Origin of the sequence: Psychrobacter sp. NPDC078501 (assembly GCF_044900935.1) — a bacterium.
Taxonomy (GTDB): domain Bacteria; phylum Pseudomonadota; class Gammaproteobacteria; order Pseudomonadales; family Moraxellaceae; genus Psychrobacter.
Window position 1 is genome coordinate 403834 of the sequence record NZ_JBJDOS010000001.1, and the last position, 18917, is coordinate 422750.

Genomic DNA, 18917 nt, shown 5'->3' on the forward strand with positions numbered 1-18917 from the left:
AGTCTGTAGCTTAGATTGCACCTGCTAATGTTCTGCTAAAGTTGCTATAGTTCCGCTAAAGTTAGCCAAGTTTAGCTATAGATTAGCAAGTTTAGCAATGCTTAGCAGCGCCCTACCTAAAGTTAAGCCCTTGACTGGCAAGGGCTATATAAAGTTTAGCAAGTTTAGCAGCTTGTCAGGGTTAGCTAAGGTTAATTGATCAGTTTAGGATTGATACAAACTAAGCGCCTGCGCCCGTCACTTTCCAGCCTGATATGTCCTACGCTTTGTAAGTCTTCAAGTAAGCCGTTAAGCTTCTTGCCTCTTAGTGCATTGGGTGCATTTTGAGTAACAAATGACTTATTCAATATAGGTGGGTTTTTACCCCTCACTTTATCGACTAGCCAGCTACTTAGCTTCTCACTATCGTTCTGCTCACCTGCTGGCGTTGCATCAAGATAGCGCAAGCGTTCGGCTGTTGAGTATTCCACTAGCATAAAAGCGCGCGTTATATCATCAATAGTTACTACCTTGCGCTCATCAAAGAACGCCATCAATGATGCTATACGACTAGCATTTTCTGCCATCCGTGATGCATACGCTTTTAAATACTCCAATGTTTGTCCTTGTGCTTGACGATTCTCTATTGCCTGCATATGTTTATAGAAGACTTGCTCTGCACCATCTGCCCACTGCATTTTGATACGCTGCGGTGTGCCTGTGCTGTCATTGGGTAGGCTGGCTGGTAGCGGATCAAGCAAGCTATGACAACGTGACCAGTAAGCGATCAAATCAGGATTATCGTATGGGCTGTCATTCCTGCGCTGCTCGTCGTCCCAAGTTCTTTGACCGCGTAAGTCTTCAGGACAAGCAATTAAGGCCCTTGCTAAAAACCCTTGTCCGTTCATTAAAGGATCAGTTAATGCCTGCTCTAACACTACCCGTTGACCCTGTAGCAGTAGTGTCATGCGTACGCCATGTGCATCTGTTTGCGGCGTGGCATAAGCAGACTTTTGCGAGCGTAAACGAGACACTTCACCATCACTATATAGCTTAGTAATTGCAGAAAGTGCGCTGCCTGCAGTGTCACCAGTCATCGTATGGCCATTGAAGAATTGCCCTGCTTCATCTGTGGTCCACGATGCGTTGCTCATTTCACCACTAATAAACCTATCGAGTATCGGCTCAATAGTTGCATCATCAAACAATGTCTTAGGATTTTGCGGTTTAGGGTTTTCATCTAAGAATGTAGATAACTCTTTACCCTTTAAACTAGCTTTATCACTTTCCCAAGTTGATACGTCATCTAAATAGCTAGCGTACTTCTGTCGCTCATACTCTTTAATTTTGAAGTGAGTTAAGCCCATTGCTTGTGTCTTACCGCTACCGCTTTCACCTTCCGTTATTAATATCAAGCAAGCTGCCATATGACTATGACCAAAAGGTGCATCAATAAACCGCTGCCCCATGTGTGCTAGTGACCCTAAAACGCACTGACCTGCCATGGCAAGCGGCACTTGTGCATAGTACGCCACTAACTCAATAACCCGCCTTAGTAGTCCTGTGAAAGCATTAATTGGGTATGGTGTGGGTTTGCTAGGATCATTGGCTAATGGTTCAGGTTCGCCCCATATTTCAGCTTGTAGATCGAGTATGGTTGTATCATCAAGGGCTAATATATCTCTATAGCTTAGCTCGCCATATTCTAAATGCTCTAGTACGTTTCTATCACTGGTAACAATGGCTTTGACGTTCTCACCTTTGAAAGGCTTACAAACTGTGTCTTTCTTATCTAAAGTAGTAAAGATAGTCACGGGGTAGGCTTCGGCAAAATGACTAACCATGCTGTTGAATAGCAGCTTATCAAGGCTTACCAGTAGCGTGACGTTATCAGCTATGAGGTAGTAAGCGAGCTTTACAACGTCCTCCAGTGGGACGTCAATCGCTACAAGCTCATTACCACTATCTAACGTGCCAATGATTAAAGCGGAAGGCTGCATACGGTCAATGATTAACGGATCATGATTGCCATTGGCGGTAATGCTGGCAAGGGTGACGGGTTTATCTTGGTTACTGCTCAGTACTAGCCCTATCGTGCCAGCCGTGGGCACTGTCTTACCTGTATCAAAGCCCGTGGTTATGGTAATATTACTATCAAGGTGCAATAGCTTATCTTGCGAACATAACTGCTCACATAGGTTATATAAGTTTAATAATGTATTGTCATCTGCCAGCCCATGCCGTGTGGCTGCATTAAACCTACTTATCATCTCAAAGCCTGCGCTAAATGCGCGGGCTTTTTTATGGGTATCTGTTGGTGTGGTGGTCATCTGTTCCCCCTTGCATGTGACTGTTTTGGCTGGCGCGTAGCTCTGTACTTCTTGTAGTGGCTTTTGCGCTTGGCGTACTTACGGCTCTGTTTTGGAGGGTATGTTCTCACTGGCTGCCCTCCTTGCCGTAACGAGTCATTGCTAGGGTTTTCTTGATTGAACCTAACTGGCTTTGCAGTAGCTCATGCCATGTTTCAGTGGTGTCATGCGTTAAGCGAGCCATTGATATAGCAACATGAGTCTCTATTTTCTCATAGTGGATCAGTGCTAATAACTTGCCAATGTCACTTATAACAACGGCTGCGCTTTCGAGATCACAAGCAATATCTGACAACTCAAAGGCAGACATTAAGATCACTTCGGTGTCGTCTGCTTCGGTTATATCTATTACTGTGCGGTGGTTGGTTTGGTTGCCACTGTATAGCGTGGCTATCGCTTGGCGATTGGCTAGCGTGTCATGGAATAGTGACGGCAAGGCATCTTCAGGACTGCTACGCCCATCAGTATTGAATGAATATTCTATGTTTGCATGATGGATAACAAGGCGTTTGCTGTGCTTGTCTTTGCTCGATTGCAGCTTGTAGCTTTGATTGCTTACAGCTGCCCACAGAACGCTATCACCTGCTTTGAATGCGGATGGCGTGCTGATAGTAGCGGTTTGGGTGTTTGAAGTCGTGCGGATTGAATTAGGCATGATAGCCTCCTGTTAGATTTTGAGTAGGTGCCAAGCTATACGATAAAGGTATAGGGTGACGGGGTTCACTCTCGGTTCTAACAGAAACCGCCCTGCATATTCGCCCAAAGGCTATTTTATTTTGCAGTGTCATCCCGTCATAGTTGTTTGGCAAGCATTGAGGTGCTGCCATAAATATGAGGGTTTGCGCCCTTGATGCGCTTAAGTGCGCTTTAGGGGCTGTGCTTGAATAGTTAGAATGGGTTTGAGAGTCCACTCCATTATCAGGCACAAAAAAAGCCAAAGGGTGACGGCTGGCATGACCGCTGTTAGAATTTGAGAGGACTCTATAGTAACGCTTGTTATCATGACTTGTAAAGCTATGGTTTTCGTTATTACCAGATGTCAAAAAACTACCTAAAAATGGGTAATCTCCCCTGTTACATCCTTTTTTTTCATTGTCAGAAAATAGGTCGTTGTTTGTGTTTTTCGCTAACTTAGTGACCCTATTTGTAATATTACGAATAAGACTCAAATTTGCAGCATTTAGGCTCAAATTTTGGCTATTTACACTCAAATTCCCGTCAATTAGGCTCGAATTTTCACCGTGACGAGCTTTTACATCAGTTTTGGTATAATTATCACTCATGACTTGTTACCTCCTCCTGTGGTACTGCTAATAAGCCGTCCAACTGACCACTTAAATCTTCAGTGATAGTGGCATTACCTGATAGGGCCATGATGACTGCATTAATCACACCTTTTGATATCGCGCAATCGACTTGCACCGCTTGCAGCGCCATCATTAGGTGTTCAGTATCGATCGTTAAAAGTATTAACTGCTCATTGATATGCTCTAACGTGTCTGCTATCTGTAATAGTTTGTCGTTGGACTGATTCATGGTGTCACCTCGTTAGCGTTATTATCTGTTGGCTGATCTATCCAATACCGTTTAAAGCGTTTGCCGTTGTTCTTTACCCATTCATCTTGAATAGTTATGCCTTGATCTCTTAGCTCACTGACGCGCTGTAAAAAGCACGTTATGTTGTAGAGGTCGTACGCTTCATAAGTGGATAGAGTCTTACCTGCTAATAGGTGATTAAGAATGATTTGCTTGTACTTCTGCTTTGTTTGCCGTGTATGCATGAGTTATACCTCGCTAGTGGTTGACGTGTGAGAGTTTAGCCATGCATGAATGTCTGCATAACTCCATGCGGTCATCGTTGGCGATAGCTTTCTGCCCGCTGGGAAACGTCCATCCTTTGACCATTCAAAAAGTGTGGTTTTACTGAATGGTAGGAATGGCAGAATATCTTTAGCTCTACCCATGCCAGTAGTAGGCAGTTGAATAGATAGATTGTTTTCATTAGTTGGTGCGGTATCGTGCGAGGTGTTATCAGTAAAAGAAATTACTGGCGTGTTTTGGGCGGCTTGTTGCTTTGCCATGTTCATAGCTCCATGTCATGCCGTTACACTACGGTGTGTAACGGTTCATGGGCTTATCTTATGGTGTGGGAGTTTATGAAGGTTCTATAGTAGATAGCAGGTTATCTATAGTAGATAACTTTCTTTATCTATAGACACAAAAAAGCCCTACTAATAAAAGTAAGGCTCTCTAATTGATTTGGGCTAGTCTAATTTATAGATAATTGAGCTAATAACATCCAAACTGAGTACACGTTTTTCTATAGGTGTTTCCCTGCGAGTCAGTACCAGAATAAGTCGTACCCATCGCCCCATTGTTTTGAATGGTTTGACGCCATGTGCTACCGTTTGAGCTTGTGCCATTCTGGTATGTGGTATTTCCGTAGGTCGATGAGTTTTGACGCCATGTACTGCCAGTTCTGGAGTTAGTACCAGTCATGTAAGTCGAATCACCAATTTTGTTTACTTGGTAATTATTCCCTGACTGAATATCGTTGCAAGAATACAAAGTATCTGAGCCAAAGCAAGCAGCATTTGCGCCACTGACAAACAACCCGCTTAATAATAAAATAGCTAACTTACCCATACCTACCTCCACATTAGTTGATTCAATAAACTATAAACAAACTAATGCCGCTTAGCAATTCTAATTACTACCACTTGCACCCAATGCCGCGCCTGTCTGCCCTGTGCGCTGCGGTATCAATCCTAGCAGCTTCATTTGCTCGTCAGTCAACCCTAAGCCGCTACCCCTTGTTATGCCTGCCTGCCCATTCATAGCCTTTGCTGTGGCTGTTGCGGCTGCGCCTTTTTTGGACATATTAACCGCACCTGCTACGCCACCAGTTGCAACATTGGAAAGGTGCCCTAGTCCTAGTGGTATCTTGCCCGCCCAGCCTGCCACGCCTACCAAGGCGTTAATCAGTGCGCTTGAAGTGTTCGAGTGGTTCACATTAGAGCCTAGAGGTTGTTGCATCAAAATATCACTGACTTGTTTGATGTCATTGATACGGCTTATTTGCTCAGGCGTGAATAAGGCTTTCATGCGATTGTCACCAAACGAGTTAATAGCCTTGTTCAGTTGTGCGGGACTGAATGCGCCATTGTTGGCCTGCGTTGCACTGCGTAAAAAGTGCTCTATTGTTTCCCCTTGCAAATCGGCTAAGTTTTGCGTGCCCTCTGGTGTGCTCTTTAGGTCATCGACTAATCGTACAAGGTCGCGCTCATCAGCATTGAGCACGTATTTTTTAAAGGCATTATCGGGGGCTTTATCGTCTATTGCGGCTCTTAACGCGGGGTTGCTTTCAATGTTTTGCATACGGCTGGCATGTGCACCCTTTGCACCTGTCCATGCTTCACTGGCTTGCTTGCCAGCGCCGCCGCCTAAGGCATTCATTGTTTCGTCAACTTCTTTGGCTAGATGATCTTTAACCAGTCCCAAGGCGTAACGCTCATTGCCGTCTGTTGTGGTTTTTAATCTAGCGTTGAGCACCTTGTTAATCTCCTCCGACTTGCCTAGTGTCAGTTGAAAATTAGGGTCGTCAAACATGCCTTTGAATATGCCACGTATATCACCTTTTAAGAATGTGCCAAGCCCTTGCGCTTCTAACTCTTGACTGGCACTGTTAATAAAACGCATGTGGTTCAATGGTACGTCATTGCCTGCGCTTGCCCTTGCATTGTCATACAAGCCGCTGACATTCGCCTTTGCTGCTTCATCGCCCTGCTTGAGCGTTTGCAATGTCGAGGCCATGCGCGTGTTGGTGTCTGTAGGCGTTGCGCCTGTTTCATCAGCTAATGACTGCCACTTACTAGCAATTTGCTCATTGTTGTTAGTATGGACACTGTTTAACGGGTTGCCATCTTGTTTGGCTAATTCACGTTCGGCTGCCCATTCTTGTGGATTACGTGATATTTGCGCCCGTGTGCCCTTAATACCATTGTCATCAAGTAGTGACTTGCGAACCGCTGCGGCTGCGTCAATCTGTTTTGATTTCATCAGATTTTTATTAGCTTCATTGACTAGCCTAGCACGTGCGGCTGGCTTGACTGCTATGCCAGTATCGCGGATTGCATCATCGACTAGCTTTGTTGCTGCTCGTGTTGTTGCACCTGATTTGTTAGACCCGCGTCTTGCTACTTGCTTGCCTGCATAGCCTACACCTTTGCCAACTGTTAAGCCTGCCACCCCGCCAACTGCCCCGCCTACCGCGCCAAGTGCTGTGTTTCCCACTTGCTCCGATGTTGAGGTTGAGTGGCGTAGCGAGCCGTCTAAACCGCCTATTGCTGCTTCTCGACCGGCAAACGCGCCTAACCCTTTTAATCCTGCTGATGGCGCACCACCTGCGACATATAACGGTACTTTGGCTGCAATATCACCGCCAAGCTCGCCTAAGTCCATACCGCTGTAGTTTGCTTGGTCACGTAGCTGCTTACGTCTTGCGTCCATGCTCGCTACGTCACGGTCATAGGCTTTGCGGTTGCCTGTCGGTATGTTTGTACCTGTCACGTTATTTATTGCGCCTGACACGGTATCTAACCCGCTGTTAGCCACCTGTGCAACTTTACCGAACGACTTAGCAACACCTGTCATTGCACTGTAATTGGTACTTTTAACTTTATCGGCTAGCGTGGGGTTTTTGTTCTTGGTTCGCGCTTTTGGGTCTAGCTTGGTTGTCTTTAAACCGAAGTATTCCCCTATGGCTTGCGACGGCGATAGGTCGGCCGCTCTTAGTGCTTTAATCATCTTTTGAGCATCTTTACCAGCTTGCCCTGGTATATCAGTCATACCCACTACAATCTTGGCATCAGATGTGCCCTTTCGCTGCTCAGCTTTGATGTATGCTCTGATTTGCTGTTCTGAGTTTGCCATGTTACTACCTCTCTAAGTTATGCCAATGCAACATGCGGCTTTCATTGGCTATAGGGCAAGCGACTAAGCCGCTTTAACCCTAACTTAGATTAAGAGTTGCAGACTCTCTAAGGTTCTATAGTAGATACCAATTTATCTATAGTAGATAAGTTGGTTCAAATACTAAGTATAATGGTAAGATTTTCACATTAAAAACCCTGCTCAGTAGCAGGGTAGTATGTGGTTAAATTAAACCTCTATTTCATGGGCTGAACATTTTTAACTCTAGTTAACCATTTGCCTATGGCTTGGTACTCCAGAGTTAAGCCGTCATTTTGTAATATGGTAGCAATACTAGCGTTCAATGATGGGTTGTTTTGGCTATACGGTCCTGTATTACTTAGCTCAGAAATTTTAGCCATTGCATACATAATCCTATCTACAGTTCTATATGATTGGTGTGGTACATCTTTTAAATCCTCATCAATTGCAGTTGGTCGTTCTTTCAACTCGTTTTTAAGTTTTACTATTTCTGCTTCTGCGCCTGCCACCTGCTTCTCAAGTTCAGCTACTCGCTTCTGATAAAATGAATTTTCTTTATTTAAGCTACTCGTATCGCTTGCTAGATTATCGTTGAAGCCAGTCATTACCCAGCCTTTGCTACGTAAGAATGACTTTAAATCGTCACTATTAAGTTGCCCATCATTATCAAGTGTCAACCTCTCCTTTTTGACACCTCCCTCAATAACTCCTAATGCAAGTTCTAAATCATCATCACTACCGTCAAAGGCAGGGTGCAAGCCTGCGATTAAACAGCCTGCCTGGTGCGGTGTAAAATAATCATAAAGCATCGTTATACGTTGATAATCGTTGGGAGAAATAGCACCTTCATGCTGCTTTGCTTTGATTACATCGCCTATCGTTATTTTCTTAAATTTTGGGGCGTTTACTTTAATGTGGTTTGGTGGTGGTGGTGCTTTTGATTGCCTTACGGCTATATTTTGTGTTTTAGGAGGATTGGATCCCACATAATCATAGAATTTTTTTGCCTCTGAGAATTTAAAATAGAAGTCTTTAAAAGGTTGCATATCTGCATGTGGATAAACTATACCTGTCTGTTCATTGTCTAAACAATCATAAATTGACTGCACAACTTCAGTTGAATTTTCATAATCCAAAAGGCCGGTTGATTTAACTAAAGTATAGGTATAACTACTCTTTCGGTATAAGGCTAAACCAATGAATGAATAATTGGTACCTAAATAATCTAGGATATTTTTTAAAGGCATCTGAGGTGTAGCGTACTTATATAAGTTATCAATCAACTTTAGAACTTGGATATACTCCCCATCTATATTTGCTGCATACGTTTCTAAATCCATCACATTCACACCCCTACACCCTTTAATAAAAATAGGTGCAAGGCAGTGACAGCATAAGGGTGTGTAAATAGCTGTCGTTCGGGTAATTAGTCCTAGCCTTGCATAGTCGTTACAGCATGATATTAGCCATGCTTTTGTTTATGTTGTTTGAAATCTGCACGGATCACGTTATCTATCTTGCCAGCGTAAGCATCATCAATGAAGTTTGCCCACTGGTTCATCATGTCTATTCTGTATGGTAGGTGCTGCGCTCCGTTGTATGCTGCGCTTATCTTGTTTTCTCTGTCATGTGCCAGCTGTAGCTCTATCGCTTCGTGCATAAACTCTTTTTCATGCAGTGTGGTACTAGCAAGCCCTCTAAAACCGTGCCCCGTCATTTTGCCTTTATAACCCATATTCCATAGGGCATTAATAAATGCGCTTTGGCTGTATGGCTTGCGAGTTGAGGTATTAAAGAAAACGTACTGATCGGAAAAACCTAGCTCTTTGATCTGCTCTAATATTGCCAGTGCTTGCGGTGCTAGTGGCACAATGTGCAAGCGCCTAGCTTTCATCTTTTCAGCTGGGACAGTCCATAAGCCACGATTAAAATCTACGTCCTGCCATTCCATGAAGCGTAATTCATTGGTACGCACAAACGTATAGCATAAAAACCATAAGCCCAGCTTAACCAGTACATCACCTTGATAAGCATTGATGTCTGTTAGTAGCTTTGGCAGTTGCTGGCTAGTAATGCGGTGGTGGTTGGTCGTTTTGTGTGGCTTGATGGCTTCGGCTAGGTCTGTGGCTGGGTTATGTGTGGCTAGTCCATTGCGTATCGCATGTTTGAATATCTGCCCTACTTCTCTAATGGTGCGCCTTGCCATTTCATTAGCTCCGCGGCTTTCTACTGCTTTGCCAATGGCTAATATATCAGGCGCGGTTATGTCGTTGATGTTCTTTTGACCAATAGAGGGCTTAACATCGCGCATGTAGGCGGAATAGTTACGGGTAAAGGTGCTTTCTGCTAGGTAGGTTTTGCGTTCTGCATACCATGACTGGGCTATGTTATCGAAAACATTTAAACCGTCTTGGCTGGCTTGCTGCTCTTTCTTGTGGTCTTTAGGGTTCACACCATCAGCTATTAAGCGTTTGATCTCAATATTGCGCTGCCTTGCGTTCTGCAAGCTCATAACTGGATAAGTGCCAATAGTGAGGGTTTGCTGCTTACCTTGCCAACGGTATGCGCTGATCCATGACTTAACGCCCGTGTAACGCACCCATAATTGCAGCCCGTTACCGTCACTATGCTTGTCAGGTCGCTTTGTATCAATCGAGGTGTTACTAGGCTGTAGCTTATTGATAACGGTATGAGTTAAGGGCATTGGGCTATCCTTTGTTGGTATTGAGAGTATGTATAAACTCTAATACCAACAATAATACCAACATTCTATATGGTTCGCCATACCCCTACGAGGTAGTGAAAACCCAAAAAATGCCCAAAATAAAGGGCTAACAGTCTATGACGGTCAGCCCTTTATCAGTGTTTGGTGGAGATGGCGGGAGTTGAACCCGCGTCCGCCAGCATTACGCTCATGAATCTACATGTTTAGTTTCTGTCTTTAGTTTTAATCCGCACCGATCCGACAGTCAGGATGGATTGGACGATTCTCTACTTTTGAACCCAAGCAATTGAGACAATCACTTGTGGCGAGCCTACATGCGGACGCTTCAACTTAGTTAACCAACTGTAGGTAATCAGCAACTAAGTAAGCAGGGTTTAAGCTGCTAGAGCGTAAGTTTCGTCGTTTGCGACTATAACAATATATGTTTGATTAACGAGAGGACATACACTCTCGACATGCATCATTGAGTTTCATCACCAGCGTCGAAGCCAGAACATCCCCAATAAGACTGGCTATTATATAGGAGATATCGGTTATGTTTCAACCTATAAGTAGCCTGCATTACATTACGTTACAGCTTAATGGGCTATGCTAAAACAGTGTTTAACCATTTGCCGATATTTTGAATCTGCGGCATACAGACTTGATGTGCCATCGGATACGTATTGTAAGACACATTATAGTCCTTTGCCGACAATAACTGCTGGGCTTGCTCACCTAGGATGACAGGCACAACTGGATCATGAGAACCATGCTCAATCAAAATCGGCATATCTTTATTGGCAGCACTATACTCAATATTGTCATTGGTTGCTAAGTAGGTAGAGAGCGTCATCAAGCCAGCCAAACGTTTTGGATAGCCAAGTGCCACATGGTACGCAACTGCCCCGCCCTGCGAAAACCCTGCGATAACGATATGCTCTGGTAACACGCCGCGTTCTATCTCACGACTGATCAAATCTTGTATCTGCTGAGCAGACTCTTCAATCTGAGCCACATCTACTTTACGCTCCAGACTCATCTCTATGATGTCGTACCATGCTGGTATCACCATGCCGCCATTTACCGTGACTGGGCGTTTAGGTGCATGGGGGAAGATAAAACGTACTGCCATATCATTAGCCAAGCCAAGCTGCGGTACCACTGGCTCAAAATCATGACCGCTAGCACCTAAACCATGCAGCCAAATCACCGCGCGATCTATCTTTTTTTGAGAGGGATTGTGCTCAACGACGACGGCGTCTAAATAGTTATTCATAGTTATCCTTAATAATGTAGTGAGAGATGCCTTAAGCATTTCTATATTTTTTGCCAAAATAATGTGTGTGTCATTATATGGTCAATATCATCTGTTAGTTTGAGAGTATGGTCAATAGTGAGGTACTAAACGAACAATAGCAAAAATGAGAACAGTATAAGAAGACACGTATGATTTTACGACCGATAAGCTCAATACTATCAAGTGTAAATACTGTCAGCTGTCTATTCTTTAGTACATGTGCCTACAATTGTATCCGCATTAATGCTAAGTTCTTACAAGACCAAGTTCTTACAAGGCTAAGCTTTTACAAGAATGCATAACCCTTAGCTTCTTTTGGCAAGTAACAACCAATAGTCAAACGTTAATTTTTCAATTCCTATCCATACGTCCGATGGGATTTTTTATAATTTTGCAGGAACATTTTACATGACAATTTCTAATAAATCAGCGCTTGAGCTGAGTAAGCACACGCCGGCTAAAGTTAATAAGATGAATCTCGCCTTACCTTTAACGCTGATCAGCTCATTGTTGATAGTAGGCTGCACTACCGATAACCGCTCGACGCTCACATCAAAAACCCCTATATCGACAGCGCAACCACAATTGTCCTCACCTGTCGCATATACCTATGGAGTGCGTCCGTTTTATTTGATAAATGATATGGATGAGGGACCACTAAAAGAAGAGCTACAGGCATGCCGAGGGCAACTGCCAAGTAAGACAGATTTCTCTATTGCGCATCGAGGTGCGCCGTTACAGCTGCCTGAACATACTTATGATAGCTACGTGGCATCAGCACAAATGGGTGCTGGCATCTTGGAATGTGATGTCGCTTTTACCAATGATGGTGAGCTTGTCTGTCGTCATGCTCAAAACGATTTGCACACCACTACTAATATTCTAACCACGCCGCTCGCCAAGCACTGCACTGTACCGCCCACCTTAGATGCTAAAGGCAAACTTACCAATGCTGATAGTATCGAATGCCGTACCTCAGATATCAGTGCCGCTCAGTTTAAAACCTTGACGGGTAAGATGGATGCTGCCAATAAAAAAGCAACCAGTATTAGCGAATATATGAACGCAACCGCGCCTTGGCGAACGGATTTGTACTCGCAAAACGGCAAAGTATTAACCTTAAAAGAGCATATCGCATTGGCTCGTAAGCTAGGTATGAAGCACACGCCTGAGTTAAAAGCTCCCGCCGTGACCATGCCGTTTAACGGCTATCGTTTGGACGATTACCGCCAACAGCTGATAGATACTTATAAGGCAGCGGACGTGCCTGCAAGTGATGTATTTGCCCAGTCATTTAATATAGAAGATCTTGATTACTGGATCAAAAACGAGCCAGCTTATGGTGCTAATGCCGTCTATCTGATCGATGACAGCAATGAGACCGCTAAGGCGAAAACATTTGATAAAAATGACGCAACCACTTGGAAGCACTCATTGGCTGATATCAAAGCACGCGGTATCAATACTATTGCTCCAGCACTTTGGTTGCTAGTCACTACTGATGGTAAGGGAAATATGCAACCATCAGAATACGCAAAACAAGCCAAAGCCAATGGTCTAAAAATCATTACTTGGTCGATAGAGCGTTCAGGACCATTAACCGATGGTGGCGATTGGTACTATAGCGGTCTTGGTGATGCTATCAACAATGACGGTGATATGATGAATTATATTGACGTACTAGCGCAGGACGTCGGTGTCCAAGGTATTTTTTCAGATTGGCCCGCTACAGTGAGCTACTATGCCAACTGCAAAGGTTTTAAATAGATTTTCGCTTAGTCTATTAATAAACAATCACGCTTAGTTTTTATTACCAAGGCCAGCTTATTTATTGAGCTGGCCTTTTTGTTAAATGTATCAAAATGATCAAATCGCAAACCGTCCACTTAATACCTTATTTTTCCATTAACTTTTCACACCATTTAACCCGTGGCAGCAAGAGCAGCCTGCTGTTTTGTGCTACGATAATTTACTAAGCCTATAAGACGATGTAGAGACTATGACCCATATTTTACTGGTAGAAGATGATCCTGCGATCGCGATGTCGCTTAAGGTTACCTGCAAGCGCGAAGGCTGGCAAATAACTTGGTTGGATAATGCCAGTAGTGTGTTACCCATGTTGCATAGTCATAAAGCACAAGATCTATCGGCGATCATTATGGATGTCGGTCTACCAGATGGTGATGGCTTGAGCCTATGTCAGCAAATACGTCATACGCCTGATATCGACGCCTTAAAAGATTTGCCTATCGTGTTTTTGACAGCGCGTAGCGATGAGGTCGATCGTATTCTAGGATTGGAGATGGGCGGTGATGATTATTGCGCCAAACCCTTTAGTCCACGTGAGTTGGTCGCGCGTTTAAAAGCCATTTGGCGACGTGAACAGCTAATTCAGCAGTCAGGCTCTCATACCACAAACTCAGATAACAGTACTGATACTACTTCCTCGAATAATCTATCAGGACAAGCATTAACGTTTGAGAACCAATCTGGTGTGTGGCATTATCAACCGCTCAACTATTCATTAACGTGGCAAGAGCAAAAGCTTGAGCTTAGTAATACAGAACGCAAAATTTTGCTGACACTATTACAAGCACCGCAGCAAGTCTTTAGCCGTGAGCAATTACTTAGCGCAGTAAGCGACTATCCTGACCACCGTTTGGCACGCACGATAGATAGTCATATTAAGTCAATTCGTAAACAGCTTGCTATGGTAGATGTGAATATCGATGTCATCCATACGCATCGCGGACTGGGTTACGCATTATGTCCCGCTTAACAGTGGCTGCTAGTTTATGAATAATAAAACCAATCCTGCTGAAAATGCTATTCATAACGACCAAAGTAATTGGTATGCCAAACTGCATCCTATTGGTACTGCTCAGCAAGCCCCTAAACGCAAACGACTGCTCAATTTAAGTATATTTTTTAGAATTTGGCTAGCCGTTGCGTTGGTGCTCGTCATATGCGGCGTGGTCGTGTTTACTCAATTGTTTGGCTACGTCAAGCCAACTGCGCAACAAGTCATCGAAGACACGCTCTTAGACACCAGTAAATTACTCGCGGCCAGTCTACAGGTGCCGTTATCTACAGGACAGCTCTATGATGAGAAATATCAAGCGCAACTTGATGCTGCATTTGTCGGCATGCCAGCGATGGACGAAACACTCAGTCCTGTCGATCGAACCAAAAGCTACAGTAGCTTTCGCGTATATGTGACAGACAGTAGCGGCATAGTCATTTACGACTCCCTGCCCAGACCTGATAATAATGAAGGGCAAAACTATGGACGCTGGAATGATGTCTATCTCACGTTAAAAGGACAATACGGCGCGAGAAGTACACTGCAAGATTATCAGCGGCGCGATGGTTCGGTCATGTATGTGGCTCAGCCCATCAAAAATCCGTCTGGAGATATCATCGGTGTGGTCAGTGTCGGTAAGCCTGTCGCTAGCGTATTGCCTTATTTAGATGACACACGTAACCGCATGCTTATCACCGCACTACTTATCAGCATCGCTGCCCTTATACTGGCAGGTCTAGTAGCATGGTGGCTCAAGCAGAGCATTACCTTGGTGACTCAATATACCAGTGCATTGGCAGAAGACACTAAAAAGCCCTATTTCTATCTGGGTCATGAATTAAACAGCCTGACAGATACTATCGAGACCATGAAGCATCGACTCGAAAATCGTGCTTATGTCACTGATTATGTCCATACTTTGACCCACGAGCTAAAAAGCCCTTTGACTGCCATACGCGCCAGTAGCGAGCTGTTAGAGGACGATGGACTAGATGGCAATAAACTGGATAATGAAGATCGGCAGATGCTTATTGAGACTGTTGGTGAGCAAAGCGTAAAAATGCAGCAGCTCATCGACCGACTACTGCTACTTGCGAAAGTAGAACAGCCTACCTTTAAGCTCAACCGACAATTGGCTTCCCTATTACCGCTTTTGCAAAGTTTGATCAGAGATAATACAGCCAAGCAGCAACAGCAGAATCTATACCCTATCGATATACATATTGATAATAAGAATGTGACCAATACTGCAAACTTGCCAGTAGAAGTATTGGCAGCGACTAGTGTGTATGCTGACCAATTTTGGTTAATACAGGTATTGCAAAATGTGCTTGATAATGCGATACACTTTGCAAATCGTACCGTTGATATCACTTTGCATAGCACTGCTCGAACCGTCACTATCGATATATTCAATGATGGTAAACTACTACCCGAATATGCTGTTGCAAAAGCATTTGAGCGTTACTTTAGCTTATCTCATCAAAGCCAACCCTCAGCTCAAGCAACGAATCACACAGACAGCAATGATCTATATAAAGAGTCGGCAGATCCAACGACTGAGCCGAGGCAGACTGATTATAATAGTAATACGCTTAAAAAAGGTACTGGCCTTGGTCTAACACTAGTAAAGCAAGTAATTGAACATCATGGTGGTCAGGTAGCCATTAATAATGTTCATGCCAACGATAATAAAATTAGCCCTGATAACACTGATACTGGTAAAAAGCAGCTTTCTGGTGTGATGGTTAGTATCACCCTGCCCTTAGCTTGAGAGTAATAATTTATAGTCGATTCAATTTAAGGGTAGTACAAGGCAACCGAGTGCAGATGTATATGTGATACTTCAAGCGAGGTTAACGCTGTAATACTTTTATAGTGGAATGACTATATATGGATTCATCAACTTTCCATCATGACTACACAAGATTTCTACTTCATTGTTTTACGATAGCACTAAGATCTGTTGAACCGTCAAATTCGTAAAGTAAATTAGGAGTAGAAAATCTATGTCACATCAATTAACGGATAACCCTATTATCAAGAGCCTAATCGGCTTTAGCCGTCATCACTGTACACAAACTTTATCAAGCGAAGGCGTCGATAGTATTGAGTTTGGTCATTGGCTCGCGATTCCTAGTCAGCGGTTGTTATTGGTGTTTCGACATCAACAGTGTGTGGCTATCGATGAGTATCAATTGGCAGCCTAATACTTTACTCACTCAATGCATTGATTGTATTTAAATATAATTCACATTAGGGTCTGTTGAACATTCAAATGTGGTGCTGGCAGTCACTATAACAATCCATAAAAAAGCCCTTTATCATTTCTAGTATTAAACTACTGGAAACAACAAAGGGCTGATTACTCTACGACAAAAATACTAAGTAATCGATTGTACTGGCGGCTTCACATCCGCGTTTTGACCACGGTGACGCAGATAATGATCAAGCACTACAATCGCTAGCATTGCTTCGGCAATAGGCGTAGCACGCACACCAACGCAAGGATCATGACGACCCTTAGTCAGCATATCAACTGCTTCACCTTGAGTGTTGATGCTCTTGCCAGCAGTGGTAATACTAGACGTTGGTTTTAGCGCAATACTTACACGGATATCTTGACCTGATGAGATACCGCCCAAGACACCACCAGCATGGTTGGCTGCAAACCCATCTGGGGTCAGCTCATCACGAGCGCTATGTCCGAATTGACCTGCCACCGCCATCCCATCGCCAATCTCGACACCTTTGACCGCATTGATACTCATCATCGCATGAGCGATATCAGCATCTAAACGATCAAATACTGGCTCGCCTAAGCCTACTGGCACACCGCTCGCAATGATATCAAGGCGCGCGCCACAGCTAGTACCTTCACGGCGCAAGTTATCAATCAAGGTTTCAAAACGGCCAATCGCTTCTTTGTCTGCACAAAAGAACGGATTGCTGTTTACAAATTCCCAATCGATCTGGTTTGGGTCTAGTACATTACTATGCTCGTTACCGATTTGAGTCACATGACCGCGGATTTGAACACCCAGACGTTCTTGCAAATACTTCTTGGCGATAGCACCAGCAGCCACTCGCATAGCCGTCTCACGCGCTGACGAACGACCGCCACCACGATAGTCACGGAAGCCATATTTCATACTATAAGTATAGTCAGCGTGTCCAGGACGGAAAGTATCTTTGATATCGCTATAGTCTTTAGATTTTTGATTGGTATTACGAATCAATAGACCGATAGACGTACCTGTAGTTTTACCTTCAAATACGCCAGAGATAATCTCAACTTCATCAGACTCACGGCGCTGGGTTGAATACTTAGACGTACCCGGTTTGCGACGATCCAAATCTACTTGTAGGTCGTCTGCAGATAATGCTAAACCTGGTGGTACGCCATCAACGATGGCCATCAGGCCTGCGCCATGTGACTCACCGCAAGTGGTGACCGTAAAAACCTGCCCAATACTATTGCCTGCCATAACTGTCCTTAAACAAGTAAACGCTACTGATGACTATGTGACCAATCACTCATGGTTATTGCTTATACTGCTTATAATGAGTAATTGTATTGTTATTTATAGTTTCGGCTCGTGCAGCCGATGTCTATCCGACCCAATATCTGTCTATTGAAGGCTATCTAATAGCTGAACATAAGAGGCAAACAATTGACGGTTTGAGACTAGCTCATCATAGGTAATCGCAAAGACACCTTGACCGCCATGTGCAAACTTCAACCAATCAAACTGGATTTCAGGATAGGCTTGTTTTAGTGCCCATTCGCTGTCACCTACTTCACAGATCAGCAAACCATCTGGGCTAAGGTAATCTGGCGCTTCAAATAAGATACGATGTACCAAATCTAAGCCGTCTTGGCCAGCTGCTAGTGCATGCTCAGGCTCATACAAAAACTCAGGCGGTAAATCTGCCATGATAGCCGCATCGACGTACGGTGGATTGGTGACGATAAGCTCATACTGGTTTTCAGCAGGTATCTTGGCAAACAAATCAGACTCGATTACGTTTACTTGATGGCCAAGATCATGATGATCGACATTGACCATTGCCACTTCTAATGCGCCTTTATCGATATCAACAGCATCGACCAACGCATCAACGAAACGGGTAGCAAGCGCGATTGCGATACAACCAGAGCCAGTACACAAGTCCAAGATACGCTCAGGCTGCGACAATTGCTTCACATCCAAGCCATGGTCATAAAATACCGCTGACTTTTCGTTCGGACTGACACCCAGTGGTTTGGCCAATTCAGTAACTTCAAAGTACGGATGGAACTGCTGACGAATCAACTCTGCAATCGGTGAACGCGGGATAAGAACACGCTCATCGACATAAAAAGGCAGGTCGCAGAAGTATGACAAGTTAATTAAATAACTGAGTGGCTTACGTTCAGCGATACGCTCTTCTAATAGTCCTAGTACCAACTGTTTTTCAGACGTGGTCAGACGACAGTCTAAAATCTGCTCATTAGCAGACCAATCGAGAGACAAAGAGTGCAAGACAATGGCTGACGCTTCTGCAAACTCATCGGTCGTACCTTGTGCAACAACGACGTCGTAGTTACGCAGCTGCGTGACTGAAAAACGAATAAAGTCGCGAATACTGACAAGCTGCTCACGTGCTTCGTTTAGCTCTGCATGTAAGTTAGCAAATTCATCGTGCTCACCAAGAAGTCCAGTCTCTAAATCATACTCCATCTCACCGTCTAAGCCTTCAGACTCATCATTGAAGTATTGGTTTTGAAACTCTTCTGCACTCATTGTTTGGTCTTCTGACATATCG

17 protein-coding genes and 1 other RNA gene are annotated in these 18917 nt (G+C 44.0%); 4 read left to right on the forward strand and 14 right to left on the reverse strand.

The genetic code is table 11. The features are described 5' to 3' along the window. Window positions 1-191: 191 nt before the first annotated feature. From ACI2IW_RS01605 to ACI2IW_RS01660, 12 genes are all read right to left on the reverse strand, one after another. Complete coding sequence (locus tag ACI2IW_RS01605; RefSeq protein WP_404692420.1) at window positions 192-2309, reverse strand: DUF3987 domain-containing protein; 2118 nt, start codon at window positions 2307-2309, stop codon at window positions 192-194. Window positions 2310-2415: 106 nt separating this feature from the next. Next, window positions 2416-3003, reverse strand: a complete 588-nt coding sequence (locus ACI2IW_RS01610) for a hypothetical protein (RefSeq protein WP_270894492.1) — start codon at window positions 3001-3003, stop codon at window positions 2416-2418. Continuing rightward, a complete protein-coding gene (locus tag ACI2IW_RS01615; RefSeq protein ID WP_270894493.1) occupies window positions 2996-3631 on the reverse strand; it encodes a hypothetical protein in 636 nt (211 codons plus the stop codon). The genes ACI2IW_RS01610 and ACI2IW_RS01615 overlap by 8 nt, the downstream gene beginning before the upstream one ends. Next, complete coding sequence (locus tag ACI2IW_RS01620; RefSeq protein WP_270894494.1) at window positions 3624-3884, reverse strand: hypothetical protein; 261 nt, start codon at window positions 3882-3884, stop codon at window positions 3624-3626. The genes ACI2IW_RS01615 and ACI2IW_RS01620 overlap by 8 nt, the downstream gene beginning before the upstream one ends. Continuing rightward, window positions 3881-4129: a helix-turn-helix domain-containing protein gene (locus ACI2IW_RS01625; RefSeq protein ID WP_270894496.1), complete on the reverse strand. Its 249-nt coding sequence runs from the start codon at window positions 4127-4129 to the stop codon at window positions 3881-3883. Before ACI2IW_RS01625 ends, ACI2IW_RS01620 begins: the two co-directional genes overlap by 4 nt. A gap of 3 nt (window positions 4130-4132) precedes the next feature. Continuing rightward, window positions 4133-4429 (reverse strand): AlpA family phage regulatory protein, encoded by a 297-nt coding sequence (locus ACI2IW_RS01630; protein ID WP_270894497.1) that lies wholly within the window; start codon window positions 4427-4429, stop codon window positions 4133-4135. A gap of 208 nt (window positions 4430-4637) precedes the next feature. Beyond that, window positions 4638-4994 (reverse strand): hypothetical protein, encoded by a 357-nt coding sequence (locus ACI2IW_RS01635; RefSeq protein WP_270894498.1) that lies wholly within the window; start codon window positions 4992-4994, stop codon window positions 4638-4640. A gap of 60 nt (window positions 4995-5054) precedes the next feature. Next, window positions 5055-7280 carry a hypothetical protein gene (locus ACI2IW_RS01640; protein ID WP_404692421.1) on the reverse strand — a complete coding sequence of 742 codons (2226 nt, stop codon included), beginning with the start codon at window positions 7278-7280 and terminating at the stop codon, window positions 5055-5057. 236 nt (window positions 7281-7516) lie between these two features. Continuing rightward, a complete protein-coding gene (locus tag ACI2IW_RS01645; protein ID WP_404692422.1) occupies window positions 7517-8641 on the reverse strand; it encodes a hypothetical protein in 1125 nt (374 codons plus the stop codon). Between the two features lie 122 nt (window positions 8642-8763). After that, on the reverse strand, window positions 8764-10005 hold the full coding sequence (locus tag ACI2IW_RS01650; RefSeq protein WP_404692423.1) for a tyrosine-type recombinase/integrase: 1242 nt from the start codon (window positions 10003-10005) through the stop codon (window positions 8764-8766). A gap of 163 nt (window positions 10006-10168) precedes the next feature. After that, window positions 10169-10527, reverse strand: a transfer-messenger RNA (tmRNA) gene (ssrA, locus tag ACI2IW_RS01655). An 85-nt stretch (window positions 10528-10612) separates the two neighbouring features. Beyond that, on the reverse strand, window positions 10613-11284 hold the full coding sequence (locus ACI2IW_RS01660) for an alpha/beta hydrolase (RefSeq protein ID WP_404692424.1): 672 nt from the start codon (window positions 11282-11284) through the stop codon (window positions 10613-10615). Window positions 11285-11713: 429 nt separating this feature from the next. Here ACI2IW_RS01660 and ACI2IW_RS01665 point away from each other — a divergent pair, with 429 nt between their 5' ends. The 4 genes from ACI2IW_RS01665 (at window position 11714) to ACI2IW_RS01680 (ending at window position 16318) form a co-directional block, all read left to right on the forward strand. Next, window positions 11714-13072: a glycerophosphodiester phosphodiesterase family protein gene (locus tag ACI2IW_RS01665; protein WP_404692425.1), complete on the forward strand. Its 1359-nt coding sequence runs from the start codon at window positions 11714-11716 to the stop codon at window positions 13070-13072. Window positions 13073-13304: 232 nt separating this feature from the next. Continuing rightward, the gene (locus ACI2IW_RS01670) at window positions 13305-14084 is read left to right on the forward strand and encodes a response regulator (protein WP_404692426.1); all 780 of its coding nucleotides are present in this window, start codon (window positions 13305-13307) and stop codon (window positions 14082-14084) included. Between the two features lie 16 nt (window positions 14085-14100). After that, window positions 14101-15882, forward strand: coding sequence for a two-component system sensor histidine kinase CreC (gene creC, locus ACI2IW_RS01675; RefSeq protein WP_404692427.1), 1782 nt, complete (start codon window positions 14101-14103; stop codon window positions 15880-15882). Between the two features lie 235 nt (window positions 15883-16117). After that, window positions 16118-16318, forward strand: a complete 201-nt coding sequence (locus ACI2IW_RS01680) for a hypothetical protein (RefSeq protein ID WP_404692428.1) — start codon at window positions 16118-16120, stop codon at window positions 16316-16318. A 174-nt stretch (window positions 16319-16492) separates the two neighbouring features. Here the strand turns inward: ACI2IW_RS01680 and aroC are convergent, their stop codons facing one another. Together aroC and prmB are read right to left on the reverse strand one after the other, a co-directional pair. Then, entirely contained in the window at window positions 16493-17596 is a 1104-nt protein-coding gene (gene aroC, locus ACI2IW_RS01685) for a chorismate synthase (protein ID WP_114700845.1), read from the reverse strand. A 144-nt stretch (window positions 17597-17740) separates the two neighbouring features. After that, entirely contained in the window at window positions 17741-18913 is a 1173-nt protein-coding gene (gene prmB / locus ACI2IW_RS01690) for a 50S ribosomal protein L3 N(5)-glutamine methyltransferase (protein ID WP_404692429.1), read from the reverse strand. Between the last annotated feature and the right edge of the window lie 4 nt (window positions 18914-18917).